Below are 22,185 nucleotides of genomic sequence, written 5' to 3'. Positions count from 1 at the left end.
GCGAGCGGCGGACACGGACCCGACGCCGGTCCCCGGGCGGGCGGCGGACACAGGCCACCGTCCCCGGGCGGGCGGCGCACACGGGCCCCACGCGGTCCCCGGGCGGGCGGCGGACGCGGGCCGGCACCGTCGCCGGGCGGGCGGCGGACACAGGCCACCGTCGCCGGGCGGGCGGCGGACACAGGCCGGCACCGTCGCCGGGCGGGCGGCGGACACAGGCCCCACGCGGTCCCCGGGCGGGCGGCGGACGCGGGCCGGGCGGGCGGATGACGGACACTGGTGCCGTGAAGAGCCAAGACACCCCCTTCGAGGGCGGGCCCATGGACGGCCGTGTCCTGCCCGTGCTGCTGGGCATGACCGGGCACCCGCCCAAGACGTACCGCATCCCCGTCCCCGCGCCGGACGGCGGCCCGGAGACCGTCCTGGTCTACCGGCGGACGCCCCGCGCGCACAGCGGACGGACGGGGCTGACCCGGGGGTGGAAGTACGTGTACGACCCCGATCCGGACCGGTCGGCGGGCCGGCCGCGGTGGCCGTGGTCCCGGCCGGCCGCCGGTCCGGACGCCACGCCGCCGGGCAAGCCGGACGACGCGCACGGGTGACCCCGTTGCGCCGAACCGCGCACACCCGGCGCGCGGGCCGCGCAGGACCGTCTGATGCTCGCGATGCGGAGCGGAGAAGCCGCCCCGGATCGGAGGTGATGACGTGTCAGGAAGGCTGCTGCGTCTGGTGTGCACGGCGGCACTGGCGGCCGGGACGGTCCTCGTGCCGCTGCCCGCGACGGCCCTGCCGGAGCCGCCCCCGGCCCCCGCGGACACCGGCACCGGTCCCGGGGCCGCGGAGGGCGAGGATCCCGGCGGGCGGTCGGTCGCCGCGCTGCTGACGGATCTTCAGGAGCTGTACCGCGAGGCGGGGAAGGCCACCGAGACCTACAACGCCACCGAGGAACGGCTGAGGAAACAGCGCGTGGAGACCGCCCGGCTGGACCGCGCCCTCGCCCGGGCGAGGCTGGCCCTGCACGACAGCCGCGGCGCGGCGGGACGGCTGGCCCGGCAGCAGTACCAGAGCAGCTCGGACCTCTCCCCGTATCTGCGGCTGCTGCTCGCCCGCGACCCGCAGCGCGCGCTGGAGCAGCGGCACGTGATCGGCCGGGTGGCGCGGGAGCGGACCGAGACGGTGGGCCGGCTGACCGCCGGCGAGAAGCGGGCCGCCGCGCTCGCCCGCCGTGCCCGCAAGGCCCTCGACGACCAGCAGGTCCTCGCCGCACGCCACCGCGAGCAGCGCGACGAGGTGCGCCGGCGGCTCGGTGAGGTCGAGGAACTGCTCGCCTCGCTCAGCGCCGGGGAGCTGGCCGCCCTCGCCGAGCTGGAGCGGACGCGGACGGCCGAGCGGCAGGAGGAGTTCCTGGCCTCCGGCGCTCTGGGCGCGCCCGGGCCCGCCCGCACCCCGACCGGGGCGGGCGAGCGGGCCGTGCGGTACGCCGTCGAGCAGATCGGCAAGCCCTACGAGTGGGGTGCGGAGGGCCCGGCGGCCTACGACTGCTCGGGGCTGACGTCCGAGGCGTGGGCCGCGGCCGGGGCGCCGGTCCCGCGGACCAGCCAGGAGCAGTGGGCGGAGCTGGAACGCGTGCCGCTGGACCGGCTGCGGCCCGGGGATCTCGTCGTGTACTTCCCCGAGGCCACGCACGTGGCCCTGTACCTGGGCGACGGGATGGTGGTGCAGGCGCCCCGTCCCGGTGCCCGGGTGAAGGTCTCCCCCATCGCCGCGAACCCGGTGCTGGGCGCGGTGCGCCCCGACCCGGACGGGGAGCCCCTGCGGCACTACGAGCCGCCCGAGCTCCCCGAGGGGGCGACGGAGGGGTCCGACGAGGGTTACGCGGGGGCGGGCGCGCCGGCGGGACCGGCCGCGCTGCCCGCGACCTCGGCCAGGTAGGCGTCCGCCTTGGCCGGGTCGAAGAAGAAGTTCTCCAGGTCGGACGGGTCGTCGAAGCAGTTGACGAAGCGGTCGGCGACCTCCTGGTACTGGCCGCCCGCGCCGAACAGGTTCAGCACGTGCTCGGGCGGCGGGGCCAGCATTGCGTTCGTCCACTTGGTGACGTGGCGGGCGGTCTCCCAGTACCGGTCGAACGTCTGCTGCATCCAGGTCTCGTCGAACGGCTTGTCGCCGTGTTCGATGATGGACGCGAGGTAGGAGGCGGCGCACTTGGACGCCGAGTTGGAGCCCTGCCCGGTGATCGGGTCGTTGGCCACGACGACGTCGGCGACGCCGAGGACGCTCCCGCCGCCGGGCAGCCGGCCGACGGGGTTGCGGACGGTGGGGGCGTAGCGTCCGGCGAGCGTGCCGCCCGCGTCGGTCAGTTCCACGCCGGAGGTGCGCTCGTACTCCCAGGGGAGGAACGTCTTCATCAGGTCCAGGGTCAGGGAGAGGTGCTCGCCCGGGTCCTTGACGTCCTTGAAGGCGTCCAGCGGGCCGCCGGGGAGGCCCTCCCAGAACAGGATGTCCGCGCGGCCGGTGGTGGTGAGGGTCGGCATGATGAACATCTCGCCGACGCCGGGGACCACGTTGCAGCGGACGGCCTCGGTGTCGGGGTGCTCCGGGCGGGGCGCGAGTCCGTGCACGTAGGCGACGGCGAGGGCGCGCTGCGGCTCGCTGTACGGGGAGCGTCCGGCGTCGCGGCCGAACATCTGGACCAGTTCGCCCTTGCCGGCGGAAACGAGCACCAGGTCGTAGGTGCGGGAGAAGTAGTCGAGGTCGCCGACGGCCACGCCGTGGATGACGAGTTGGCCGCCGCGCTGCGCGAAGGTCTCCATCCAGCCGGCCATCTTCACGCGCTGGTCCACGGACTGCGCGTACCCGTCAAGCAGGCCCAGCCAGTTGATGGCGCGCTGCGTGGGGCCGGGGTCGTGGGAGCCGGGGGCGGCGACCGAGACGCCCAGGCCGCGGATCTTCGGGGCCTGCGACTCCCAGAAGTTCAGCTGGAGGTCGCGCTCGTGCTGCAGCGCGGTGTGGAACATGCACTGCGTCGACATCACCCGGCCGGTGCGTATCTCGTCCGCGGTCCGGTTCGACATCAGGGTGACCTCGTACCCGTGCGACTGGAGGCCGAGGGCGAGCTGGAGCCCGGACTGGCCGGCTCCGACGACGAGTATCTTCCGCATACGGGGTGACTTCCTACTCGGGGGTTTCGTCTACTCGGGGGTTTCGTCGAGCGCGTGGCCCACGAGGGACAACAGGGTCTCGATGGCAGAGATCCGGCGGCGCGCGTCCATGATCATGACGGGGATGTGCGCGGGGATCGTCAACGCCTCCCGCACGTCCTCCGGTTCGAACCGCTCGCTGCCGTCGAAGTGGTTGACGGCGACCACGTACGGCAGTCCGCAGCTCTCGAAGTAGTCCAGGGCCGGCCAGCAGTCCTTCAGCCGCCGGGTGTCGGCGAGGACGACCGCGCCGATCGCGCCGCGCACCAGGTCGTCCCACATGAACCAGAACCGCTGCTGACCGGGGGTGCCGAAGAGGTAGAGCACCAGGTCGTCGTCGAGCGTGATGCGGCCGAAGTCCATGGCCACCGTGGTGGTGAGCTTCTCCGGCGTGGCGGTGAGGTCGTCGGTGTCCTCGCTCGCCTCGGTCATCAGCGCCTCGGTCTGCAGGGGCGTGATCTCCGAGACGGCGGTGACGAGGGTGGTCTTGCCGACGCCGAAGCCGCCGGCCACGACTATCTTGGTGGCGACCGGCGCCCGGGTGGGGTCCGCCTGCCAGGGCAGCAGGGGCTCGTCGCCCTCGACGAGCGGGGAGACACCTCGGGCGGCGTCAGAGACGACGGAGTCCACTCAACACCCTTTCCAGCAGCGCGCGGTCGGGACGGCCCGTGCCGTGGCCGGTTCCCGTTCCGTAGACACGGATCCTTCCCTGGTCCGCGAGGTCGCTGAGGAGGACCCGGACCACGCCGAGCGGCATCCTGAGCAGCGCGGCGATCTCGGCCACCGTCCGCATCCGGCGGCACAGTTCGACGATGGCCCGGCTCTCCGGCATGACCGCCGACAGCCCACCGCTCGTCAGTTCCCTGCGCTCCTCGGGGGCCTCCAGGGCGGCCGTGCTCGCGACGAACGTCTCGACGAGCAGGACGTGGCCGAAGCGGGTCCGGCCCCCGGTGAGGGAGTAGGGGCGCACGCGGGCGGGTTTGCGGTCACCGCCGCGCACCGGGAGTTGTTTCCTGGACGTACTGCTCATCGGGGACTCCCGGTGGACTCGGTCTCCAGGGACTGGCGCAGTTCGTGGCGGAGTTCGGGGGTGAGGACGTGGCCGGCCCGGCCCACGAAAAGAGCCATGTGGTAGGCGACGACGCTCATGTCGCAGTCCGCGGAGCCGTGGACGCCGAGCAGGGAGCCGTCACTGATCGACATGATGAACAGGCTGCCCTCGTCCATCGCGACCATGGTGTGCTTGACCGGCCCGGAGTCCATCAGCTTGGCGGCGCCGACGGTGAGGCTGCCGATGCCGGAGACGATGGTCGCGAGGTCGGCGGCGGAGCCGCGGGGGCCGGTGCGCCGCTCGCTGCGCGCGGCGCGGGCGGCGGTGACGCGGTCGGCGTCGGAGGAGAGCAGCAGCAGTCCGTCGGAGGAGACCACCGCGACGGAGAGGATGCCGGGCACCTCCTCGACGAGGTTGGTCAGCAGCCAGTGCAGGTTGCGGGCCTCACTGCTCAGTCCGAAGGTACTGGGCGCGGTCAACTGCTTGCCTCCTCGACGGTGCCCCCCGTGGCTTCCTCGGTCGCGGCTGCTCCGGTGCCGCCGGTGTCGGCGGCGTCCCGGGAGCGGGCCGGCTGCGGTGCGGTGGCGGACGGGGCCCGGTGGGGTCCCGTCTGCTCGGAGATCTCCGCCTCGACGTCCCGGTATCCGGCCTCCGCCCCCCGGCGGAAGCCGCCGAGGCGGCGGCGCAGGGCCTCCGCGTCGACGGAACCGGTGCGCGGGCGCGGGGCTTCGGCGGGTGCGGTGATCCTGGGTGTGCGCTTGGGCAGGCCCTTCGCGGTGACCGGCTCCTCGGCCACGGGCTCCTCCGCGGCCGGGCCGTCGGGCACACGGGCGTGCTCGGCGTCGGGACCGGGGGCGGTGGCGGTGGCGGTGCCGGTGGTGGCGTCGGTGCCGGTGGTGGCGTCGGTGGCGGCGTCCGTGGGGCCGGCGCCCGCGGCGGCCGGCGGCGAGGCCTCCGGGCCGGCGGGGCGGTCGTCGCCGGGCCGGGACGGAGCCGGGATCAGGAGCTCCATCGTCATCTCGGCCGGCCGCTGCGCGGGGACGGACGGCACGTCGTCGGACTCGGCCGCCGTGTCGACGGCGCCCGAGGCGCGCGTGTCGCCTGCGTCGCCCGTGTCGGCGGTGACACCGGTGGCGTGGTCGGTTCCGGGCCGCTGCTCCGCCGTCTCCGGCGCACCGGCGTCCGGCCGGGCGTGCGCGTCGTGACCGGCGGCCCGCTCCTCGGCGGGCGCCTGCGCGTCCGCGTCCCGCCTGTCGGTGTCGTCCTCGGCCGCACCGTGGCCGACGGGGTCCGACGCGTCCCGCTCCGCGGGCTCCGGCGTTCGGACGTCGGTTCCGTCGGCGTCTGCTGCGTCGACCTCGGCGCCGTGGGCGCCGGTTGCGTCGGCGTCGGTTGCGTGGGCGTCGAAGCGCGTCGCCGCGTCGTCCCCGGTCTCCGCCGCTCCCGCGTCGGTCCGGTCGGTGGCACGGTCCGTCGCACCGACGACCGCGGACGCGTACACGTCCGCGTCACGCACGCCGGCGTCCTGCTCGTCCGCGCCCTGCGCCGCCGGCTCCTCGGCGTCACGCGCGTCCGCGCCCTGCGCCGCCGACTTCTCGGCGTCCGGCGCATCCGCGCCCTGCGCCCCCGGTTCCTCGGCCCCCGGTTCCTCGGCCGCTGGCTCCTCGACCGCCGGCTGCTGCCGGCGTACGGCCTGCTCCGCGAGGTCGACGAGCGGGTCGTCGCTCTCCGTGCGGCCGTGCAGGACGTTGGAGTTGGCCTCGGCGTCCGCGCCCGCCAGGGAGTAGCTCTGCGTACCGCCGGCGACGGGGCCGGAGGCGGGCACGGCGGCCGGGGAGGGGTCGGCGAGCAGCGGCTGGGGCACGACGACGACCGCGGCGATCCCGCCCTGCTTCTGCTCCCGCAGCTTCACCCGCAGCCCGTGCCGCTGGGCGAGGCGGGCCACGACGTACAGGCCGAGGCCGAGGCCGTCCTCGCCCTCCTGCTCGTAGGGTGCCTCGGGGTCGAACGCGGACAGGCGCTCGTTGAGCCGCTCCAGCCGGTCGGCGGCCATGCCGATGCCCTCGTCCTGGACGGAGAGCATGACCTCGCCGTTCTCCAGCAGCCAGCCGGAGACTTCGACGGGCAGGTCGGGCGGGGAGAACGAGGTGGCGTTCTCCATGAGTTCGGCGAGCAGGTGGGAGAGGTCGTCGGCGGCGAACCCGGCGATGTGGGCGTGGGGAGGCAGTGCGGCGATGCGGACGCGTTCGTAGCGTTCGATCTCGCTGACCGCGGCCCGGACGACGTCGACGAGCGGCACCGGCCCGGCGGTGTGCTGGACGTGTTCGGTACCGGCGAGGACGAGGAGGTTCTCGCTGTGCCGGCGCATGACGGTGGCGAAGTGGTCCAGCTTGAACAGGGTGGCGAGCCGGTCCGGGTCGTCCTCGCGCTCCTCAAGACCCTCGATGACGCCGAGTTGGCGTTCGACCAGGCCGAGGGTGCGCAGGGCGAGGTTGACGAAGGTGCCGCCGATGCTGGTGCGCAGGCGTTCCAGGTGGGCGGCCGACTCGGCGAGTTCGGCGCGCAGTTCCTCGCGGGCGTCGGCCATCTTCTGGCGCTGGCCGACCAGGTGCTTGCGGTCGGCCTCCAGGGTGGCGACCCGTTCGGCGAGTCCGGCGGCGTGCGCGTGCAGGGCGTTGACGGAGCGGACGACCTGGGCGAACTCGTCGTTGCGGCCGGTGAAGGTGATCGGGTCCTCGGCGACCGGGTCCTCGGCCCCGGCGAGCCGCGCGCTGCCGCGGCGCAGCACGGACAGGGGGCGGGTGAGGGTGCGGGCCATCGCGGTGGCGATGGCGACGGCGACCAGCATCAGGGCGCCGAGGAGGGCGATCCGGATCTCCAGGGCGGTGACGTCGTCGTCGCGCAGCTGGGCGAGTTCCTTGCTGCGCTTCTCGTAGAGGGACGACTCGACGCCGCGCATGGTCTCGACGCGGGCGGTGAGCGCGGCCTCGAGCTTCTTCGTGCTGGTGGCGAGGTCGCTGTCGGAGAGGGTGGGGGCGTCGGTGAGCTTCGCGAGGTACTTCTCGGCGGAGTTGACCTCGTGGCCGGAGACGGTGGAGTCGTAGGAGGAGCGGGCCGCCTTGGGGGCGGTCTCGCGGAATCCGGCGAGGGCGGCGTCGGAGCGCAGGCGGGCCTCGACGGCGGCGGCGGTGAGCTGGTCGCGCCGCTTGGTGTCGGCCTCCGAGGACACGGCGGTGGTGGTCGCCGCTCCGGTCAGGGGGTCGATGACGGTCTGTTCGGTGCTCGGCACGCTGAAGGCGGCGAGCAGCAGTCCGCGGGTGGCGGCGGCCTGCTGGACGGCGGTGTCGAGTTCGGCGAGGGAGTGGGCGCCGGAGCCTGCGCGCGGCGGGGTCTTGTCGGCAAGCTGTTCGGCGAGCCGGTGCAGTTCGGTGATCGCGGCGGAGTAGGCCTCGTGCGCTTCGAGAGCGGTGCTCTTGCCGGTGAGCGCCGCTCTGCGCAGGGTCGAGACGGCGTCGAGGTCCTTGCGCAGGGTCTCTGAGGTGTCCGAGTCGGCGCGCATCTCCTCGACCTGCCGGTCGACGCGGGCGCTGTGCTGCTCGGAGGGTGCCTTGGAGCGGGGGCGGCCGGCCGCGATGTAGGAGGTGACCTCGTCGCGTTCGTCCGCCAGGGAGTGGGCGAGGCTGAGGGCGTCCTGGGTCTGCTCGGCGAGGGTCACCAGATCCTGGGAGTCGCTGAGTTCACCGGAGGCCGCGAGCACGCCCGGGGCCCCGGCGCCGGCGATCGCCGCGGCCACCACGGCGACGGCCACGATGAGCCGGTTGCGTACGTGGGTGGGGCGGCCCCTGCCGACGGTGGGCGTCTGCTCGGCGTCCCCCGTGGGGGTCGGCTGCTTGCCTGGGCGACGAGGCCGCGTCTTCTGCACCGGTGCTCGCATTCCTGACTCGTGTACCCGTGGGTCCGGGTGACGCTCCGTCAACGGGCGTGTCCGCGCCTCCCCCGAGCCGTCCACTCCACCCGGGCGGCTAGGCGCCCCCGACGCCCCGACCCTCCCAGCGGGAATGGGCAGGGAAAGAGCATCACCTGACCCGCCACTCGAAGGAGTGAACATCGGACGGGAGTTGGTGGGCAAGTTCCGTGGCCGTGCGCAGGAGCCTTTGCCGGTACGCCGGTTGGACGTCTGCGGCGGGCGGTGGCAATATTCGCCGCCACGCCTTTCCACAGCGCTGCATTACGCCCCAAACCAGGCACCTGACCTGCGCCGCTGTGGGGATCCGGGGTGGATCGGTGCCCTTTCGCGGCCGTTGTGAAGGGCTCGTGCAGACTGACCGAATGCGTACTGAGCTGGTTTCGGAGCCGGGGGACGCGGGCCGCCCCAATGAGGACTTCGCGAGTGTCGGCCTGCCCGCATCCGGGGAGGGCGGTGTCCTCGTGGTGCTGGACGGGGTCACTCCGCCGCGGGACGGCACGGGTTGTCTCCATTCCGTCCCCTGGTTCACCTCGCGCCTCGGCGGGGCCCTGTCCGAACTGACCGTTTCGCTGCCCGACGTGCCGCTGGCCGATCTGCTGGCCCGGGCGATCTCGCGGACCGCCGCGGCCCACGCCGACACCTGTGACCTTTCTCACCCCCGCACCCCGCAGGCAACCGTGGTGCTGGCCCGCTGGTCGCCGGGCCGGGTGGAGTACCTGGTGCTCTCCGACTCGGCGCTGCTGGTGGAGTCGGCCGGCGGCGCGGTCACGGCCGTGCTGGACGACCGGCTGGCCCTGCTCCCCCGCTCGGCGCTGGCGACGGACGCGCTGGTGGACGCCACGGTGCGCAACCGGGAGGGCGGCTTCTTCACGGCGGCGGCCGATCCGTCGGTGTCCGCCCGGGCGGTGACCGGGTCCCTGCCGCGCGAGGAGGTGCGCTCCCTGGCCGCGCTGACGGACGGCGCCACCCGCTGGGTGGACCGGTTCGGCGAGGGCGACTGGACGGACTGCCTGGCCCTGATCCGCAAGGAGGGTGCGCAGGTCCTGGTGGACCGGGTGCGGGCACGGGAGCGGGCGGACACGGAGCGGGTGCTGCTGGGGGGGAGCAAGACCCACGACGACGCGACCGTGGTGTTCGTGGAGCTGTGAGGCCGGGCCCGCGGCGGGGATGCTCGTGGAGCTGTGAGGCCGGGCCCGCGGCCGGGATGCTCGTGGAGCTGTGAGGCCGGGACGCCGAGGGGCAGGCCGGGTTACTTCTCCATCCCCTGGTTGAGCCGGCCGAGCAGCCGGGCGAGTTCCGTGACCTCGGCCGGGTCCCAGTGGGCGAGGCGGCCGGCGTAGCGGGCGCGGCGGGCCTCGCGGACCCGGCCGACCCGGTCGCGGCCCTCCTCGGTCAGCGCGACCAGCCAGGCCCGGCCGTCGGCGGGGTCGGGTTCGCGGGCGACGAGGCCGAGGTCCTCGAGCGCATGGAGCTGCCGGGACATCGTGGCCTTGCCGACGCCGATGTAGGCGGCGAGTTCGGTGGCCCGCTGCTTGCCGCATTCATCCAGACGGACGAGCAGCCCGTAGGCGGAGGACTCCAGGTCCGGGTGCACCTCGCGGGCCATCTCCCCCTGGTTGGCCCGGGCGCGTCGCAGCAGCACCGTCAACTCCCGTTCCAGGGCGAGGAATGCGGGCTGTTCCAGGTGGGTTCCGGATGCCGGCGTGGCGGCCTGGTCACCGCCGCCGATTCCGTCTTCGTGCACGTCAGCCCCTGCCTAGGTCTTTCGGGTGGTGAGTGTCGCGCCAAGTGGCGACGTCGTCGCGGCTTGGCCAGTATTTCGCAGGCGTAGACCAACGGCAGCTTCCGGACGTTTCGTCCACCCCCGCGTTCTCCCTGCGCAGCTTCTCTATCAGGCACCTGGGTGGCATGCCCACAACATGCGATGTGGGTCACATTCCGGATTCGGCCCGACCCCACACCGGCCCACCGACCTACGGAGACACGTCCATGCCCCTCCGCAGAACCCGCGCGTCGCGCGCCGCCGGCGCGTCCGGCTCCCCCCGCATATCCCGCGCCTCCCGCACGACCGTCGCGGCGGCGACCCTGCTCGCGCTCCTCTCCCTCCCCCACACGGCCCTGGCCGACGAACCCGGCCCCGTCTCTCCCCCGCGCGGGTCCGCGTACATGGGCATGGGCGTCGTCGCCCACGACGGCCGCGACGGCACCCCGCCCACCGACCGCGTCACCCAGACGGAGGGCGTGGACGTCTCCAGCCACCAGGGCAACGTCGCCTGGCAGACGCTGTGGAACAGCGGAGTGAAGTGGGCCTTCGTCAAGGCCACCGAGGGCACGTACTACCGGAACCCCTACTTCGGGCAGCAGTACAACGGCTCCTACGACGTGGGCATGATCCGCGGCGCCTACCACTTCGCCACCCCCGACACCGCCAGCGGCGCCGCCCAGGCCGACTACTTCGTCGACAACGGCGGCGGCTGGAGCCCCGACGGCCGGACCCTGCCGGGCGCGCTCGACATCGAGTGGAACCCGTACGGCGACGCCTGCTACGGCAAGTCGCCCAGCGGGATGGTGAGCTGGATCAGCGACTTCCTGGACCGCTACCGGGCGCGCACCGGACGCCACGCCGTGATCTACACGGCGACGAGCTGGTGGAAGCAGTGCACCGGCAACTACGCGGGCTTCGCCGCCACGACCCCGCTGTGGATCGCCCGGTACGCCTCCGCCGTGGGCGAACTGCCCGCCGGCTGGGGCGCCTACACGATGTGGCAGTACACCTCGACCGGCCCGACCGTCGGCGACCACAACCGGTTCAACGGCACCGTCGACCGGGTCCGCGCCCTCGCCCTGGGCTGAGCCGCGCCCGCGGCACCGTCGACCGGGTCCGCGCCCTCGCCCTGGGCTGAGCCGCGCCCGCCCGGGGAGGTCCGGGCGCACGGAGAGGCCCGGGCCTCCCTCACGGAGCCCGGGCCTCCCGCGTCCGGCCACCGCCGTCACACGGCGACCGGAACCTCCGGCGCGGCGCCGCGGGCGGCCGGCGCCAGCGCCAGCTCGAGGACCTGGCGGACGTCCGTGACGGCGTGGACGTCCAGCTTGTCCAGCACCTCCTCGGGCACGTCGTCCAGGTCGGGCTCGTTGCGCTTGGGGATGATCACCGTGGTGATCCCCGCCCGGTGCGCCGCGAGCAGCTTCTGCTTCACCCCGCCGATCGGCAGCACCCGCCCGGTCAGCGAGACCTCGCCGGTCATCGCCACATCGGTGCGGACCAGGCGGCCGGAGAGCAGCGAGGCCAGCGCGGTGGTCATCGTGACGCCCGCGCTCGGGCCGTCCTTGGGCACCGCGCCCGCCGGGAAGTGGATGTGCGCTCCCCGGTCCTTCAGGTCGCCCACCGGCAGCTCCAGCTCGGCGCCGTGGCTGCGCAGGAAGCTCAGGGCGATCTGCGCGGACTCCTTCATCACGTCACCCAGCTGGCCGGTCAGGGTCAGCCCGGCGGCGCCCGTCTCGGGGTCGGCCAGGGACGCCTCCACGTAGAGCACGTCGCCGCCCGCGCCGGTCACCGCGAGCCCGGTCGCCACGCCCGGCACGGAGGTGCGGCGCTCGGCCGGGTCCTGGGCGGACTCGGGCACGTGGTGCGGCCGTCCGATCAGACCGCGCAGGTCGTCCTCGGTCACCGTGAAGGGCAGCTCGCGCTCGCCCAGTTCGTGCTGGGCGGCGACCTTGCGCAGCAGCCGGGCGACGGACCGCTCCAGATTCCGCACGCCCGCCTCGCGGGTGTACTCGCCGGCCAGCCTGCGCAGCGCGCCCTCCGCCAGCGTCACCTCGTCGGCGGCCAGTCCGGCGCGCTCCAGCTGACGCGGGAGCAGGTGGTCGCGGGCGATGACGACCTTCTCGTCCTCGGTGTAGCCGTCCAGCCGGACGATCTCCATGCGGTCCGCCAGGGCCTCCGGGATGGCCTCCAGGACGTTGGCGGTGGCGAGGAAGACGACGTCGGACAGGTCCAGTTCGACCTCCAGGTAGTGGTCCCGGAAGGTGTGGTTCTGGGCCGGGTCGAGGACCTCCAGCAGGGCGGCCGAGGGGTCGCCGCGGAAGTCGGAGCCGACCTTGTCGATCTCGTCGAGCAGGACGACCGGGTTCATCGACCCGGCCTCCTTGATGGCCCGCACGATGCGGCCGGGCAGGGCGCCGACGTAGGTGCGCCGGTGGCCGCGGATCTCGGCCTCGTCGCGGACACCGCCGAGGGCGACCCGGACGAACTTGCGGCCCATGGCGTGGGCGACGGACTCGCCGAGGCTGGTCTTGCCGACGCCGGGCGGGCCCACCAGGGCGAGCACGGCGCCGCCGCGGCGCCCGCCGACCACGCCGAGTCCGCGCTCGGCGCGTCGCTTGCGGACCGCCAGGTACTCGGTGATGCGCTCCTTGACGTCCTGCAGGCCCGCGTGCTCGGCGTCGAGCACGGCCTGGGCGCCGCGGATGTCGTAGGCGTCCTCGGTGTGCTCGTTCCACGGCATCTCGAGGACGGTGTCGAGCCAGGTGCGGATCCAGGAGCCCTCGGGCGACTGGTCGGAGGCGCGCTCCAGCTTGTCGACCTCCTTGAGGGCGGCCTCCCGGACCTTCTCGGGCAGGTCGGCGGCCTCGACGCGGGCGCGGTAGTCGTCGGACTCCTCGCCCTCCTGCTCGCCGTTCAGCTCGCGCAGTTCCTTGCGGACGGCCTCCAGCTGGCGGCGCAGCAGGAACTCCCGCTGCTGCTTGTCGACGCCCTCCTGGACGTCCTTGGCGATGGACTCGGCGACGTCCTGCTCGGCGAGGTGGTCGCGCAGCTGCTGGGTGGCCAGCTTCAGCCGGGCCACCGGGTCGGCGGTCTCCAGCAGGGCCACCTTCTGCTCGGTAGACAGGAACGGGGAGTATCCGGAGTTGTCGGCGAGCGCGGAGACGTCGTCGATGGCCTGGACCCGGTCCACGACCTGCCAGGCGCCGCGCTTGCGCAGCCATGCGGTGGCCAGCGCCTTGTACTCCTTGACCAGCTCGGCCACCTGGCCCGGCAGGGGGTCGGGCACGCTCTCCTCGATGCGGGTGCCCTCCACCCACAGCGCCGCGCCCGGCCCGGTGGTGCCGGCGCCGATGCGGACGCGGTCGCGGCCCCGAATCAGGGCGCCGGGGTCGCCGTCGGCCAGTCGTCCGACCTGCTCGACCGTGCCCAGCACGCCGGTGCCGGCGTAGGTGCCGTCGATGCGCGGAACCAGCAGGACCCGGGGCTTGCCGGGCGCGGACCGGGCGGCGGCCTGGGCGGCCTCGACCGCGGCGCGCACGTCGGTGTCGCTCAGGTCCAGCGGGACCACCATCCCGGGCAGCACGACCTCGTCGTCGAGCGGCAGCACGGGCAGGGCGAGCGGTGTGGACTCAGTAGCCATGATCTCCCCTTCGGCAGTCAAGTTGAGTTCTACCGACTCAATACAGGGGCTCAGCCGAATGTTCCCGGGCACCCGTTCGCTGTGAGCGATCACCGCGGCGGGGGCTCCTGCCAAGATGAACGCATGTCCACCCCGTACGTCATCCCCGAAGTCCTGGACCGCCGTCAGGGCCCGTACGGCGAGGTCGCGCTGCGCCGCCACGGAAACCTGCTCCAGATCATCGCGAACGGCTGCTTCCTGATGGACACCTCCGACGGGCGCTCGGAGCGGCTCCTCGTCGACGCCGCGCTGGAGGCGCTGGACGCGGCCGACGCGGCAGGGGGTCGGGAGCCGCGCCCGGGGCCGCGCGTCCTGATCGGCGGACTGGGCGTGGGCTTCTCGCTCGCCCACGCCGCCACCCAGGAACGGTGGGGAAGGATCACGGTGGTGGAGCGCGAACCGGCCATCATCGACTGGCACCGCGACGGCCCGCTGGCCCCGCTGTCCGCCGAGGCCCTCGCCGACCCGCGCACGGAGATCGTCGAGACGGACCTGGTGGCGTACGTCAATGAGACTTCGGACACGTTCGACGCGCTCTGCCTCGACATCGACAACGGCCCCGACTGGACGGTCACCGAGGACAACGAGGGCCTCTACACGCCCACCGGACTCGCGGCGTGCGCACGGGTGTTGAGGCCGGACGGGGTGCTGGCGGTGTGGTCGGCCAAGCCGTCTCCGGAATTCGAGGGAACCTTGCGGAATGCCGGGTTCCGGCAGGTGCGTACCGAAGAGATCCCCGTTGCCCGGGGCGTTCCCGACGTCGTGCATCTCGCCGTCCGCCCTGGATAGCAAAGGCGCCGTGACTCCCCGTACGCTGCTGCCCTGACGCGGATCTTTCCGCGTCGATCGCACTCATGGGCAGAGCACGGATCACCCCACGGATTCCGGAAAAGCACACTTCAGGGGCGGGCGATGGAGCAGACACACACCTCCCACAACGGCACGGCGACGACGGCCCCCGGCGCGCAGCGCCGGGTTCTGGTGGTCGAGGACGACGCGACGATCGTGGACGCCATCGCGACCCGCCTGCGCGCCGAGGGATTTCTGGTGCAAACGGCGGGCGACGGCCCGTCCGCCGTGGACACGGCCGAGGCGTGGCAGCCCGACCTGCTGATCCTCGACATCATGCTGCCGGGCTTCGACGGGCTGGAGGTCTGCCGGCGCGTCCAGGCCCAGCGGCCGGTGCCGGTGCTGATGCTCACCGCGCGGGACGACGAGACGGACATGCTGGTCGGGCTCGGCGTCGGCGCCGACGACTACATGACCAAGCCGTTCTCCATGCGGGAGCTGGCGGCCCGGGTGCACGTCCTGCTGCGCCGCATGGAGCGGGCGGCCCTGGCGGCCACCACCCCGCGCAGCGGCATCCTGCGGCTGGGCGAGCTGGAGATCGACCATGCGCAGCGCAGGGTGCGGGTGCGCAGCGAGGACGTCCACCTCACGCCCACCGAGTTCGACCTCCTGGTGTGCCTGGCGAACACCCCGCGCGCGGTGCTCTCCCGCGAGCAGCTGCTCGCGGAGGTCTGGGACTGGGCGGACGCCTCCGGCACCCGGACCGTGGACAGCCACATCAAGGCGCTGCGCCGCAAGATCGGCGCCGAGCGCATCCGTACCGTGCACGGCGTCGGGTACGCCCTGGAGACGCCGACGCCATGAGCGGCGGGCCGGCCGGACGCAGAGGTCCCGGGGACCCCGAGCCCTGGGGCGGTGTACGCCCGTTCTCGATCAAGACGAAGCTGGGCGCGCTGGTCGTCGTCTCCGTGCTGATCACCACCGGTCTGTCGGTGATCGCGGTGCACACCAAGACGGAGCTGCGCTTCATCACCGTCTTCTCGATGATCGCCACCCTGCTCATCACGCAGTTCGTCGCCCATTCGCTCACCGCGCCGCTGGACGACATGAACGCGGTGGCCCGGTCCATCTCGCACGGCGACTACACCCGCAGGGTGCGGGAGAACCGCCGGGACGAGCTGGGCGACCTGGCCCAGACGATCAACGCCATGGCCGACGAGCTGGAGGCCCAGGACCTCCAGCGCAAGGAGTTGGTGGCCAACGTCTCGCACGAGCTGCGCACGCCCATCGCGGGACTGCGCGCGGTGCTGGAGAACATCGTCGACGGCCTCACGGAGGCCGACCCGGAGACCATGCGCACCGCGCTGAAGCAGACCGAGCGCCTGGGCCGGCTGGTGGAGACGCTGCTCGACCTGTCCCGGCTGGACAACGGCGTCGTCCCGCTGCGCAAGCGGCGCTTCGAGGTGTGGCCGTACCTGTCGGGCGTGCTGAAGGAGGCCAACATGGTCGCCTCCGCGCGGGCGGGCATGGCCACCGGTTCCGGCAGCCACACCAGGACGGACGTCCACCTGCACCTCGACGTGTCCCCGCCGGAGCTGACCGCGCACGCCGACCCGGAGCGCATCCACCAGGTGGTGGCCAACCTGATCGACAACGCGGTCAAGCACAGCCCGCCGCACGGCCGGGTGACGGTCAAGGCGCGGCGCGGCCGGGGGGCCGAGTCCCTGGAGCTGGAGGTACTGGACGAGGGGCCGGGCATTCCGCGCACCGAATGGCACCGCGTCTTCGAGCGGTTCAACCGCGGCAGCGTCAACCGGCCGCACGGTCCGGGCAGCGACGGCGGCACCGGTCTGGGCCTGGCGATCGCGCGCTGGGCGGTCGATCTGCACGGTGGCCGCATCGGTGTGGCCGAATCCGAGCGGGGTTGCCGAATTCTTGTCACTCTTCCGGGAGCCCCCGCCGTACAAGGTTGACGTAGGGTTCGAATGAGAGTCTCAAGATCCGCCCGTGTTCGCGCTGACGGACACGTGTGAGCAGGCAGAAGCCCGCGCGAGCTGCGCGCCGGGCCGGGGTCGACCTGTCCCCGACCAGGGGCGATGAAGAGGAACCACGCTTGTTTCCCGCCATTTCCCGCGGCGAAACACGCTTCAAGATGTGACTTCCATGACGTTGCCCGGGCCCGACCTGACCTTCTCGCGTTCAGGGGCGTAGCCTTGATTCCCGCTGTCCATCATCTTGTGAAGCGGAAGAGGGCGGTTGACGCCGTGTCGCCACAGTCCCCCAGTAACTCGAGCATCTCGACCGACACCGACCAAGCGGGGAAGAACCCTGCGGCGGCCTTCGGTGCCAACGAGTGGCTCGTCGACGAGATCTATCAGCAGTACCTCCAGGACCCGAACTCGGTGGACCGAGCCTGGTGGGACTTCTTCGCGGACTACAAGCCGGGCGCGCCCGCGACCTCGGCCCCGGTGAGCTCCACGGCCGCGCCGACCTCGGGCACGAACGCGTCCGGGACGGCCGCCCCGGCCCGGCCCGCCGCGCAGGCCCCCGCCGCGAAGCCCGCCGCCGCCCCGGCCCAGCCGGCCCCCGCCAAGGCCCCGGCCCAGGCCGCCGCCCCGGCGAAGGCCGCCGCTCCCGCCGCGAAGCCCGCGCCCGCCCCGGCCAAGCCGGCGGCCGCCGCCGGCAGGACCAAGGACGGCAAGGACGCCGAGGCGAAGAAGGAGGGCCCCGAGCAGGTCACCCTGCGCGGTCCGTCCGCCGCCGTGGCCAAGAACATGGACGCCTCGCTGGAGCTGCCCACGGCCACGTCCGTGCGCGCGCTGCCGGTGAAGCTGCTGTTCGACAACCGCATCGTCATCAACAACCACCTCAAGCGCGCCCGCGGCGGGAAGATCTCCTTCACGCACCTCATCGGCTACGCCATGGTGCAGGCGATCAAGGCCATGCCGTCGATGAACTACTCGTTCGCGCGAGTGGACGGCAAGCCGACCCTGGTGAAGCCGGAGCACATCAACCTCGGTCTCGCCATCGACCTGGTGAAGCCCAACGGCGACCGCCAGCTCGTCGTCGCGGCGATCAAGAAGGCCGAGACCATGAACTTCTTCGAGTTCTGGCAGGCCTACGAGGACATCGTCCGACGTGCCCGTGACAACAAGCTCACGATGGACGACTTCACCGGCGTCACGGTCTCGCTGACCAACCCCGGCGGCCTCGGCACCGTCCACTCCGTGCCGCGCCTGATGCCCGGCCAGTCGGTGATCCTCGGCGTCGGCTCGATGGACTACCCGGCGGAGTTCCAGGGCACCAGCCAGGACACCCTGAACAAGCTCGGCATCTCGAAGGTCATGACGCTCACGTCGACCTACGACCACCGGGTGATCCAGGGCGCCGCCTCCGGCGAGTTCCTGCGCACCGTGGCCAACCTGCTGCTCGGCGAGAACGGCTTCTACGACGAGATCTTCGAGGCGCTGCGCATCCCCTACGAGCCGGTCCGCTGGCTCAAGGACATCGACGCCTCGCACGACGACGACGTCACCAAGGCGGCCCGGGTCTTCGAGCTGATCCACTCCTACCGGGTCCGCGGCCATGTCATGGCCGACACCGACCCGCTGGAGTACCGCCAGCGCAAGCACCCCGACCTGGACATCACCGAGCACGGGCTCACCCTGTGGGACCTGGAGCGCGAGTTCGCGGTCGGCGGTTTCGCCGGCAAGACCCTGATGAAGCTGCGCGACATCCTCGGCGTGCTGCGCGACTCGTACTGCCGCACCACCGGCGTCGAGTTCATGCACATCCAGGACCCCAAGCAGCGCAAGTGGATCCAGGACCGCATCGAGCGCTCGCACACCAAGCCGGAGCGCGAGGAGCAGCTGCGCATCCTGCGCCGCCTGAACGCGGCCGAGGCGTTCGAGACGTTCCTGCAGACCAAGTACGTCGGCCAGAAGCGCTTCAGCCTGGAGGGCGGCGAGTCCGTCATCCCGCTGCTGGACGCGGTGCTGGACTCGGCGGCCGAGTCCCGGCTGGACGAGGTCGTCATCGGCATGGCCCACCGCGGCCGGCTCAACGTGCTGGCCAACGTGGTCGGCAAGTCGTACGCGCAGATCTTCCGCGAGTTCGAGGGCAACCTCGACCCGAAGTCGATGCACGGCTCCGGCGACGTCAAGTACCACCTGGGCGCCGAGGGCACCTTCATCGGCCTGGACGGCGAGCAGATCAAGGTCTCCCTGGTCGCCAACCCCTCCCACCTGGAGGCGGTGGACCCGGTCCTGGAGGGCGTCGCCCGCGCCAAGCAGGACATCATCAACAAGGGCGGCACGGACTTCACGGTCCTGCCGGTGGCGCTGCACGGTGACGCGGCCTTCGCGGGCCAGGGCGTCGTGGCCGAGACCCTGAACATGTCGCAGCTGCGCGGCTACCGCACCGGCGGCACGGTCCACATCGTCATCAACAACCAGGTCGGCTTCACCGCGGCCCCCGAGTCCTCGCGTTCCTCCATGTACGCGACGGACGTGGCCCGCATGATCGAGGCCCCGATCTTCCACGTCAACGGCGACGACCCCGAGGCCGTCGTGCGCGTGGCGCGGCTCGCCTTCGAGTTCCGCCAGGCGTTCAACAAGGACGTGGTGATCGACCTCATCTGCTACCGCCGCCGCGGTCACAACGAGTCCGACAACCCGGCCTTCACCCAGCCGCTGATGTACGACCTGATCGACAAGAAGCGCTCGGTGCGCAAGCTCTACACCGAGTCCCTCATCGGTCGCGGCGACATCACCCTGGAAGAGGCCGAGCAGGCGCTGCAGGACTACCAGGGCCAGCTGGAGAAGGTCTTCACGGAGGTCCGCGAGGCCACCGCGCAGCCCGCCACCGAGCCGGCCTCCGACCCGCAGGCCGAGTTCCCGGTCGCCGTGAACACCGCGGTGTCCTCGGAGGTCGTCAAGCGGATCGCCGCCTCGCAGGTCAACATCCCCGAGCACATCACCGTGCACCCGCGCCTGCTGCCGCAGCTGCAGCGCCGGGCGTCGATGGTCGAGGACGGCACGATCGACTGGGGCATGGGCGAGACCCTCGCCGTCGGTTCGCTGCTCCTGGAGGGCGTGCCGGTCCGCCTGGCGGGCCAGGACTCCCAGCGGGGCACCTTCGGCCAGCGCCACGCGGTCATCATCGACCGCAGCACCGGCGAGGAGTACACGCCGCTGCAGTACCTCTCCGAGGACCAGGCACGGCTCAACGTCTACAACTCCCTGCTCTCCGAGTACGCGGCGATGGGCTTCGAGTACGGCTACTCGCTCGCCCGCCCCGACGCGCTGGTGATGTGGGAGGCGCAGTTCGGCGACTTCGTCAACGGCGCGCAGACCGTCGTGGACGAATTCATCTCCTCGGCCGAGCAGAAGTGGGCCCAGACCTCCGGCGTGGTCCTGCTCCTGCCGCACGGCTACGAGGGTCAGGGCCCGGACCACTCCTCGGCCCGCCCGGAGCGGTTCCTGCAGCTCTGCGCGCAGAACAACATGACGGTCGCCATGCCGTCGTCGCCGTCGAACTACTTCCACCTCCTGCGGTGGCAGGTGCACAACCCGCACCACAAGCCGCTGGTCGTCTTCACGCCGAAGTCGATGCTGCGCCTGAAGGCGGCGGCCTCGAAGGCGGAGGAGTTCACCTCGGGCCAGTTCCGCCCGGTCATCGGCGACGACACCGTCGACCCGGCCACGGTCAAGAAGGTCGTCTTCTGCTCCGGCAAGGTCTACTACGACCTCGACGCCGAGCGGAAGAAGCGCGGCGCGACGGACACCGCGATCATCCGCATCGAGCGCCTGTACCCGCTGCCGGGTGCCGAGCTCCAGGCGGAGATCAAGAAGTACCCGAACGCCGAGAAGTACCTGTGGGCCCAGGAGGAGCCGGCGAACCAGGGTGCCTGGCCGTTCATCGCGCTCAACCTGATCGACCACCTCGACCTGGCCGTCGGCGCCGACGTGCCGCACGACGAGCGCCTGCGCCGCATCTCGCGTCCGCACAGCTCGTCCCCCGCGGTGGGCTCCGCCAAGCGCCACCAGGCCGAGCAGGAGCAGCTGGTGCGCGAGGTGTTCGAGGCCTAGTCCCTCGCCCTCACGGGCCGCTCACGGCAGTCACGGCCGGGCCGCATCCTCCTTCCGGGGGGTGCGGCCCGGCCGCGTTGCGCGGTCCTATCCTTGTCCTCATGTACTTCACGGACCGTGGCATCGAGGAACTGGAGAAGCGGCGCGGCGAGGAGGAAGTCACCTTCGAGTGGCTCGCGGAGCAGCTGCGGACCTTCGTCGACCTGAATCCCGACTTCGAGGTCCCGGTGGAGCGCCTGGCCACCTGGCTGGCCCGGCTGGACGACGAGGACGACGAGTAGGCGGCGGGGCTCCGGCCCCGCCCGGTACCACGGTGCCCGCCCGCGTACCGCGCGGCGGGCACCGATCCAATGCTGCGCTGCCCAGCGCTGCTCCCGTCGAAGGGCCGCGGGTGCCCTGATCGAGCCTGCCTGGATACGTGCTTGCGCGCGGCTGGGCCCTGCCCTCTGCGCCCTCCCCTCTGCGCCCTGCGCCTGCGCTCACGCGCGCCTGACCTGACCCGTGCCGTGGGCCGGCGCACCGTGGCTCCCTCCCCTCCCGTCCCCTCCCCTCCCTCTCCCTCTCCCGCTCACCGCTCACCGCTCCCCGCTCCCCGCTCCCCGGGAGCGAACCAAGCGATCAGCGATCAGCGATCACCAGAACGAGTGTCTTGGCATTCACCTGGGCGCGATATATCGTGAATCACGTAAGACGCGATATGGCGCGTATACAGGAGGCCCCACCATGTCCGAGTGGTCCGTCGCGGAGCCCGCGAAACTCACCTTCGACGAGCCCGTGAGAGAGCTCCACGTCCGCATCGTCAACGGCACGGTGAACGTCGTGGGCACCGAGGAAGGTTCCGCTCGGCTCCAGGTCTCGGTGATCGAGGGGCCGCCCCTGATCGTCACCCAGCACGGCGGCACCCTGACCGTGGCGTACGAAGACCTGCCCTGGAAGGGCTTCCTGAAGCTGCTGGACCGCAAGGGCCGGCGGCGCCACGCGGTGGTCTCCCTGGCGGTCCCGGCGCAGACCCGGATCGAGGTGGGTGTGGTCGGCGCCTCCGCCGTCGTCTCGGGCATCCGGGGCCCGGCTGCGGTGAAGGGCGTCACGGGCGACACGACCCTGGTGTCGCTCTCCGGCCCGGTCCGCGCGGACACCGTCTCCGGCAATCTGGAGGCCCAGGCCGTCACCGGCGACCTGCGCTTCAACTCCGTCTCCGGCGACCTCACCGTCGTCGAGGGCTCGGGCCCCTCCGTCCGGGCCGACTCGGTCAGCGGCTCGATGATCGTGGACCTCGATCCCCACGGCCCCACCGACATCGGCCTGACCAGCGTCTCGGGCGAGATCGCGATCCGCCTGCCCGACCCGGCGGACGCCGACGTGGAGGCGAACACGGCGAGCGGCGCCATCTCCAACGCCTTCGAGAACCTGCGGGTGCAGGGCCAGTGGGGCGCCCACAAGATCACCGGGCGGCTCGGCGCGGGCACGGGCAAGCTGCGGGCCACCACCGTCTCCGGGTCCATCGCCCTGCTGCGGCGCCCCGACGGGGACAAGGAGGGCAGGCCGGGGGACGCGGCCCCTCCCGACCACGGGGACGCCGGGGACGCTCCTGACCTCGGTCCCAGCGACGGTCCGACCGACGGCCCCACCGAGAAGAAGGTGCTCTGAC

The 22,185-nt window shown here is 72.5% G+C and carries 17 protein-coding genes; 10 read left to right on the top strand and 7 right to left on the bottom strand.

The window, feature by feature from the left end:
- Nucleotides 1-284: 284 nt before the first annotated feature.
- Nucleotides 285-602: a hypothetical protein gene (locus ACIRPP_RS14190; protein ID WP_164351516.1), complete on the top strand. Its 318-nt coding sequence runs from the start codon at nt 285-287 to the stop codon at nt 600-602.
- 103 nt (nt 603-705) lie between these two features.
- On the top strand, nt 706-1,932 hold the full coding sequence (locus ACIRPP_RS14185) for an NlpC/P60 family protein (RefSeq protein WP_403641696.1): 1,227 nt from the start codon (nt 706-708) through the stop codon (nt 1,930-1,932).
- Here the strand turns inward: ACIRPP_RS14185 and ACIRPP_RS14180 are convergent.
- The 5 genes from ACIRPP_RS14180 to ACIRPP_RS14160 are packed head-to-tail and all read right to left on the bottom strand — an operon-like array spanning nt 1,872 to nt 8,170.
- Complete coding sequence (locus tag ACIRPP_RS14180; protein WP_403641693.1) at nt 1,872-3,158, bottom strand: styrene monooxygenase/indole monooxygenase family protein; 1,287 nt, start codon at nt 3,156-3,158, stop codon at nt 1,872-1,874. The genes ACIRPP_RS14185 and ACIRPP_RS14180 overlap by 61 nt on opposite strands.
- Before the next feature lie 30 nt (nt 3,159-3,188).
- Nucleotides 3,189-3,827, bottom strand: a complete 639-nt coding sequence (locus ACIRPP_RS14175; protein ID WP_382962943.1) for an ATP/GTP-binding protein — start codon at nt 3,825-3,827, stop codon at nt 3,189-3,191.
- Nucleotides 3,808-4,227, bottom strand: coding sequence for a DUF742 domain-containing protein (locus ACIRPP_RS14170; RefSeq protein ID WP_403641690.1), 420 nt, complete (start codon nt 4,225-4,227; stop codon nt 3,808-3,810). Before ACIRPP_RS14170 ends, ACIRPP_RS14175 begins: the two co-directional genes overlap by 20 nt.
- On the bottom strand, nt 4,224-4,727 hold the full coding sequence (locus ACIRPP_RS14165) for a roadblock/LC7 domain-containing protein (RefSeq protein ID WP_403641687.1): 504 nt from the start codon (nt 4,725-4,727) through the stop codon (nt 4,224-4,226). The genes ACIRPP_RS14170 and ACIRPP_RS14165 overlap by 4 nt, the downstream gene beginning before the upstream one ends.
- Nucleotides 4,724-8,170 (bottom strand): nitrate- and nitrite sensing domain-containing protein, encoded by a 3,447-nt coding sequence (locus tag ACIRPP_RS14160; RefSeq protein WP_403641684.1) that lies wholly within the window; start codon nt 8,168-8,170, stop codon nt 4,724-4,726. The genes ACIRPP_RS14165 and ACIRPP_RS14160 overlap by 4 nt, the downstream gene beginning before the upstream one ends.
- Before the next feature lie 407 nt (nt 8,171-8,577).
- Here ACIRPP_RS14160 and ACIRPP_RS14155 point away from each other — a divergent pair, with 407 nt between their 5' ends.
- Nucleotides 8,578-9,363, top strand: a complete 786-nt coding sequence (locus ACIRPP_RS14155) for a protein phosphatase 2C domain-containing protein (RefSeq protein WP_403641681.1) — start codon at nt 8,578-8,580, stop codon at nt 9,361-9,363.
- Nucleotides 9,364-9,464: 101 nt separating this feature from the next.
- Here the strand turns inward: ACIRPP_RS14155 and ACIRPP_RS14150 are convergent, their stop codons facing one another.
- Nucleotides 9,465-9,959, bottom strand: a complete 495-nt coding sequence (locus tag ACIRPP_RS14150) for a MarR family winged helix-turn-helix transcriptional regulator (protein WP_403641678.1) — start codon at nt 9,957-9,959, stop codon at nt 9,465-9,467.
- A gap of 245 nt (nt 9,960-10,204) precedes the next feature.
- Between ACIRPP_RS14150 and ACIRPP_RS14145 the strand changes: the two genes are divergently transcribed.
- A complete protein-coding gene (locus ACIRPP_RS14145) occupies nt 10,205-11,068 on the top strand; it encodes a lysozyme (protein ID WP_403641675.1) in 864 nt (287 codons plus the stop codon).
- A gap of 137 nt (nt 11,069-11,205) precedes the next feature.
- On the opposite strand, the gene lon is transcribed toward ACIRPP_RS14145, so the two are convergent.
- On the bottom strand, nt 11,206-13,620 hold the full coding sequence (lon, locus tag ACIRPP_RS14140) for an endopeptidase La (RefSeq protein WP_403641673.1): 2,415 nt from the start codon (nt 13,618-13,620) through the stop codon (nt 11,206-11,208).
- 123 nt (nt 13,621-13,743) lie between these two features.
- On the opposite strand from lon, the gene ACIRPP_RS14135 reads away from it, so the two are divergent.
- The 6 genes from ACIRPP_RS14135 (at nt 13,744) to ACIRPP_RS14110 (ending at nt 22,184) form a co-directional block, all read left to right on the top strand.
- Complete coding sequence (locus tag ACIRPP_RS14135) at nt 13,744-14,448, top strand: spermidine synthase (protein ID WP_403641670.1); 705 nt, start codon at nt 13,744-13,746, stop codon at nt 14,446-14,448.
- 123 nt (nt 14,449-14,571) lie between these two features.
- Nucleotides 14,572-15,312: a response regulator transcription factor gene (locus ACIRPP_RS14130; protein ID WP_164334482.1), complete on the top strand. Its 741-nt coding sequence runs from the start codon at nt 14,572-14,574 to the stop codon at nt 15,310-15,312.
- The gene (locus ACIRPP_RS14125; protein WP_164334483.1) at nt 15,309-16,421 is read left to right on the top strand and encodes a HAMP domain-containing sensor histidine kinase; all 1,113 of its coding nucleotides are present in this window, start codon (nt 15,309-15,311) and stop codon (nt 16,419-16,421) included. Before ACIRPP_RS14130 ends, ACIRPP_RS14125 begins: the two co-directional genes overlap by 4 nt.
- Before the next feature lie 291 nt (nt 16,422-16,712).
- Entirely contained in the window at nt 16,713-20,537 is a 3,825-nt protein-coding gene (locus ACIRPP_RS14120; protein ID WP_403641667.1) for a multifunctional oxoglutarate decarboxylase/oxoglutarate dehydrogenase thiamine pyrophosphate-binding subunit/dihydrolipoyllysine-residue succinyltransferase subunit, read from the top strand.
- Nucleotides 20,538-20,638: 101 nt separating this feature from the next.
- A complete protein-coding gene (locus ACIRPP_RS14115) occupies nt 20,639-20,818 on the top strand; it encodes a DUF6104 family protein (RefSeq protein ID WP_003992906.1) in 180 nt (59 codons plus the stop codon).
- A gap of 442 nt (nt 20,819-21,260) precedes the next feature.
- On the top strand, nt 21,261-22,184 hold the full coding sequence (locus ACIRPP_RS14110; protein WP_403641664.1) for a DUF4097 family beta strand repeat-containing protein: 924 nt from the start codon (nt 21,261-21,263) through the stop codon (nt 22,182-22,184).
- The last annotated feature ends 1 nt before the right edge of the window (nt 22,185 follow it).

Source organism: Streptomyces sp. NPDC101219, from assembly GCF_044767675.1.
Lineage (GTDB): Bacteria > Actinomycetota > Actinomycetes > Streptomycetales > Streptomycetaceae > Streptomyces.
This window is presented reverse-complemented; position numbering and strand designations above follow the sequence as displayed.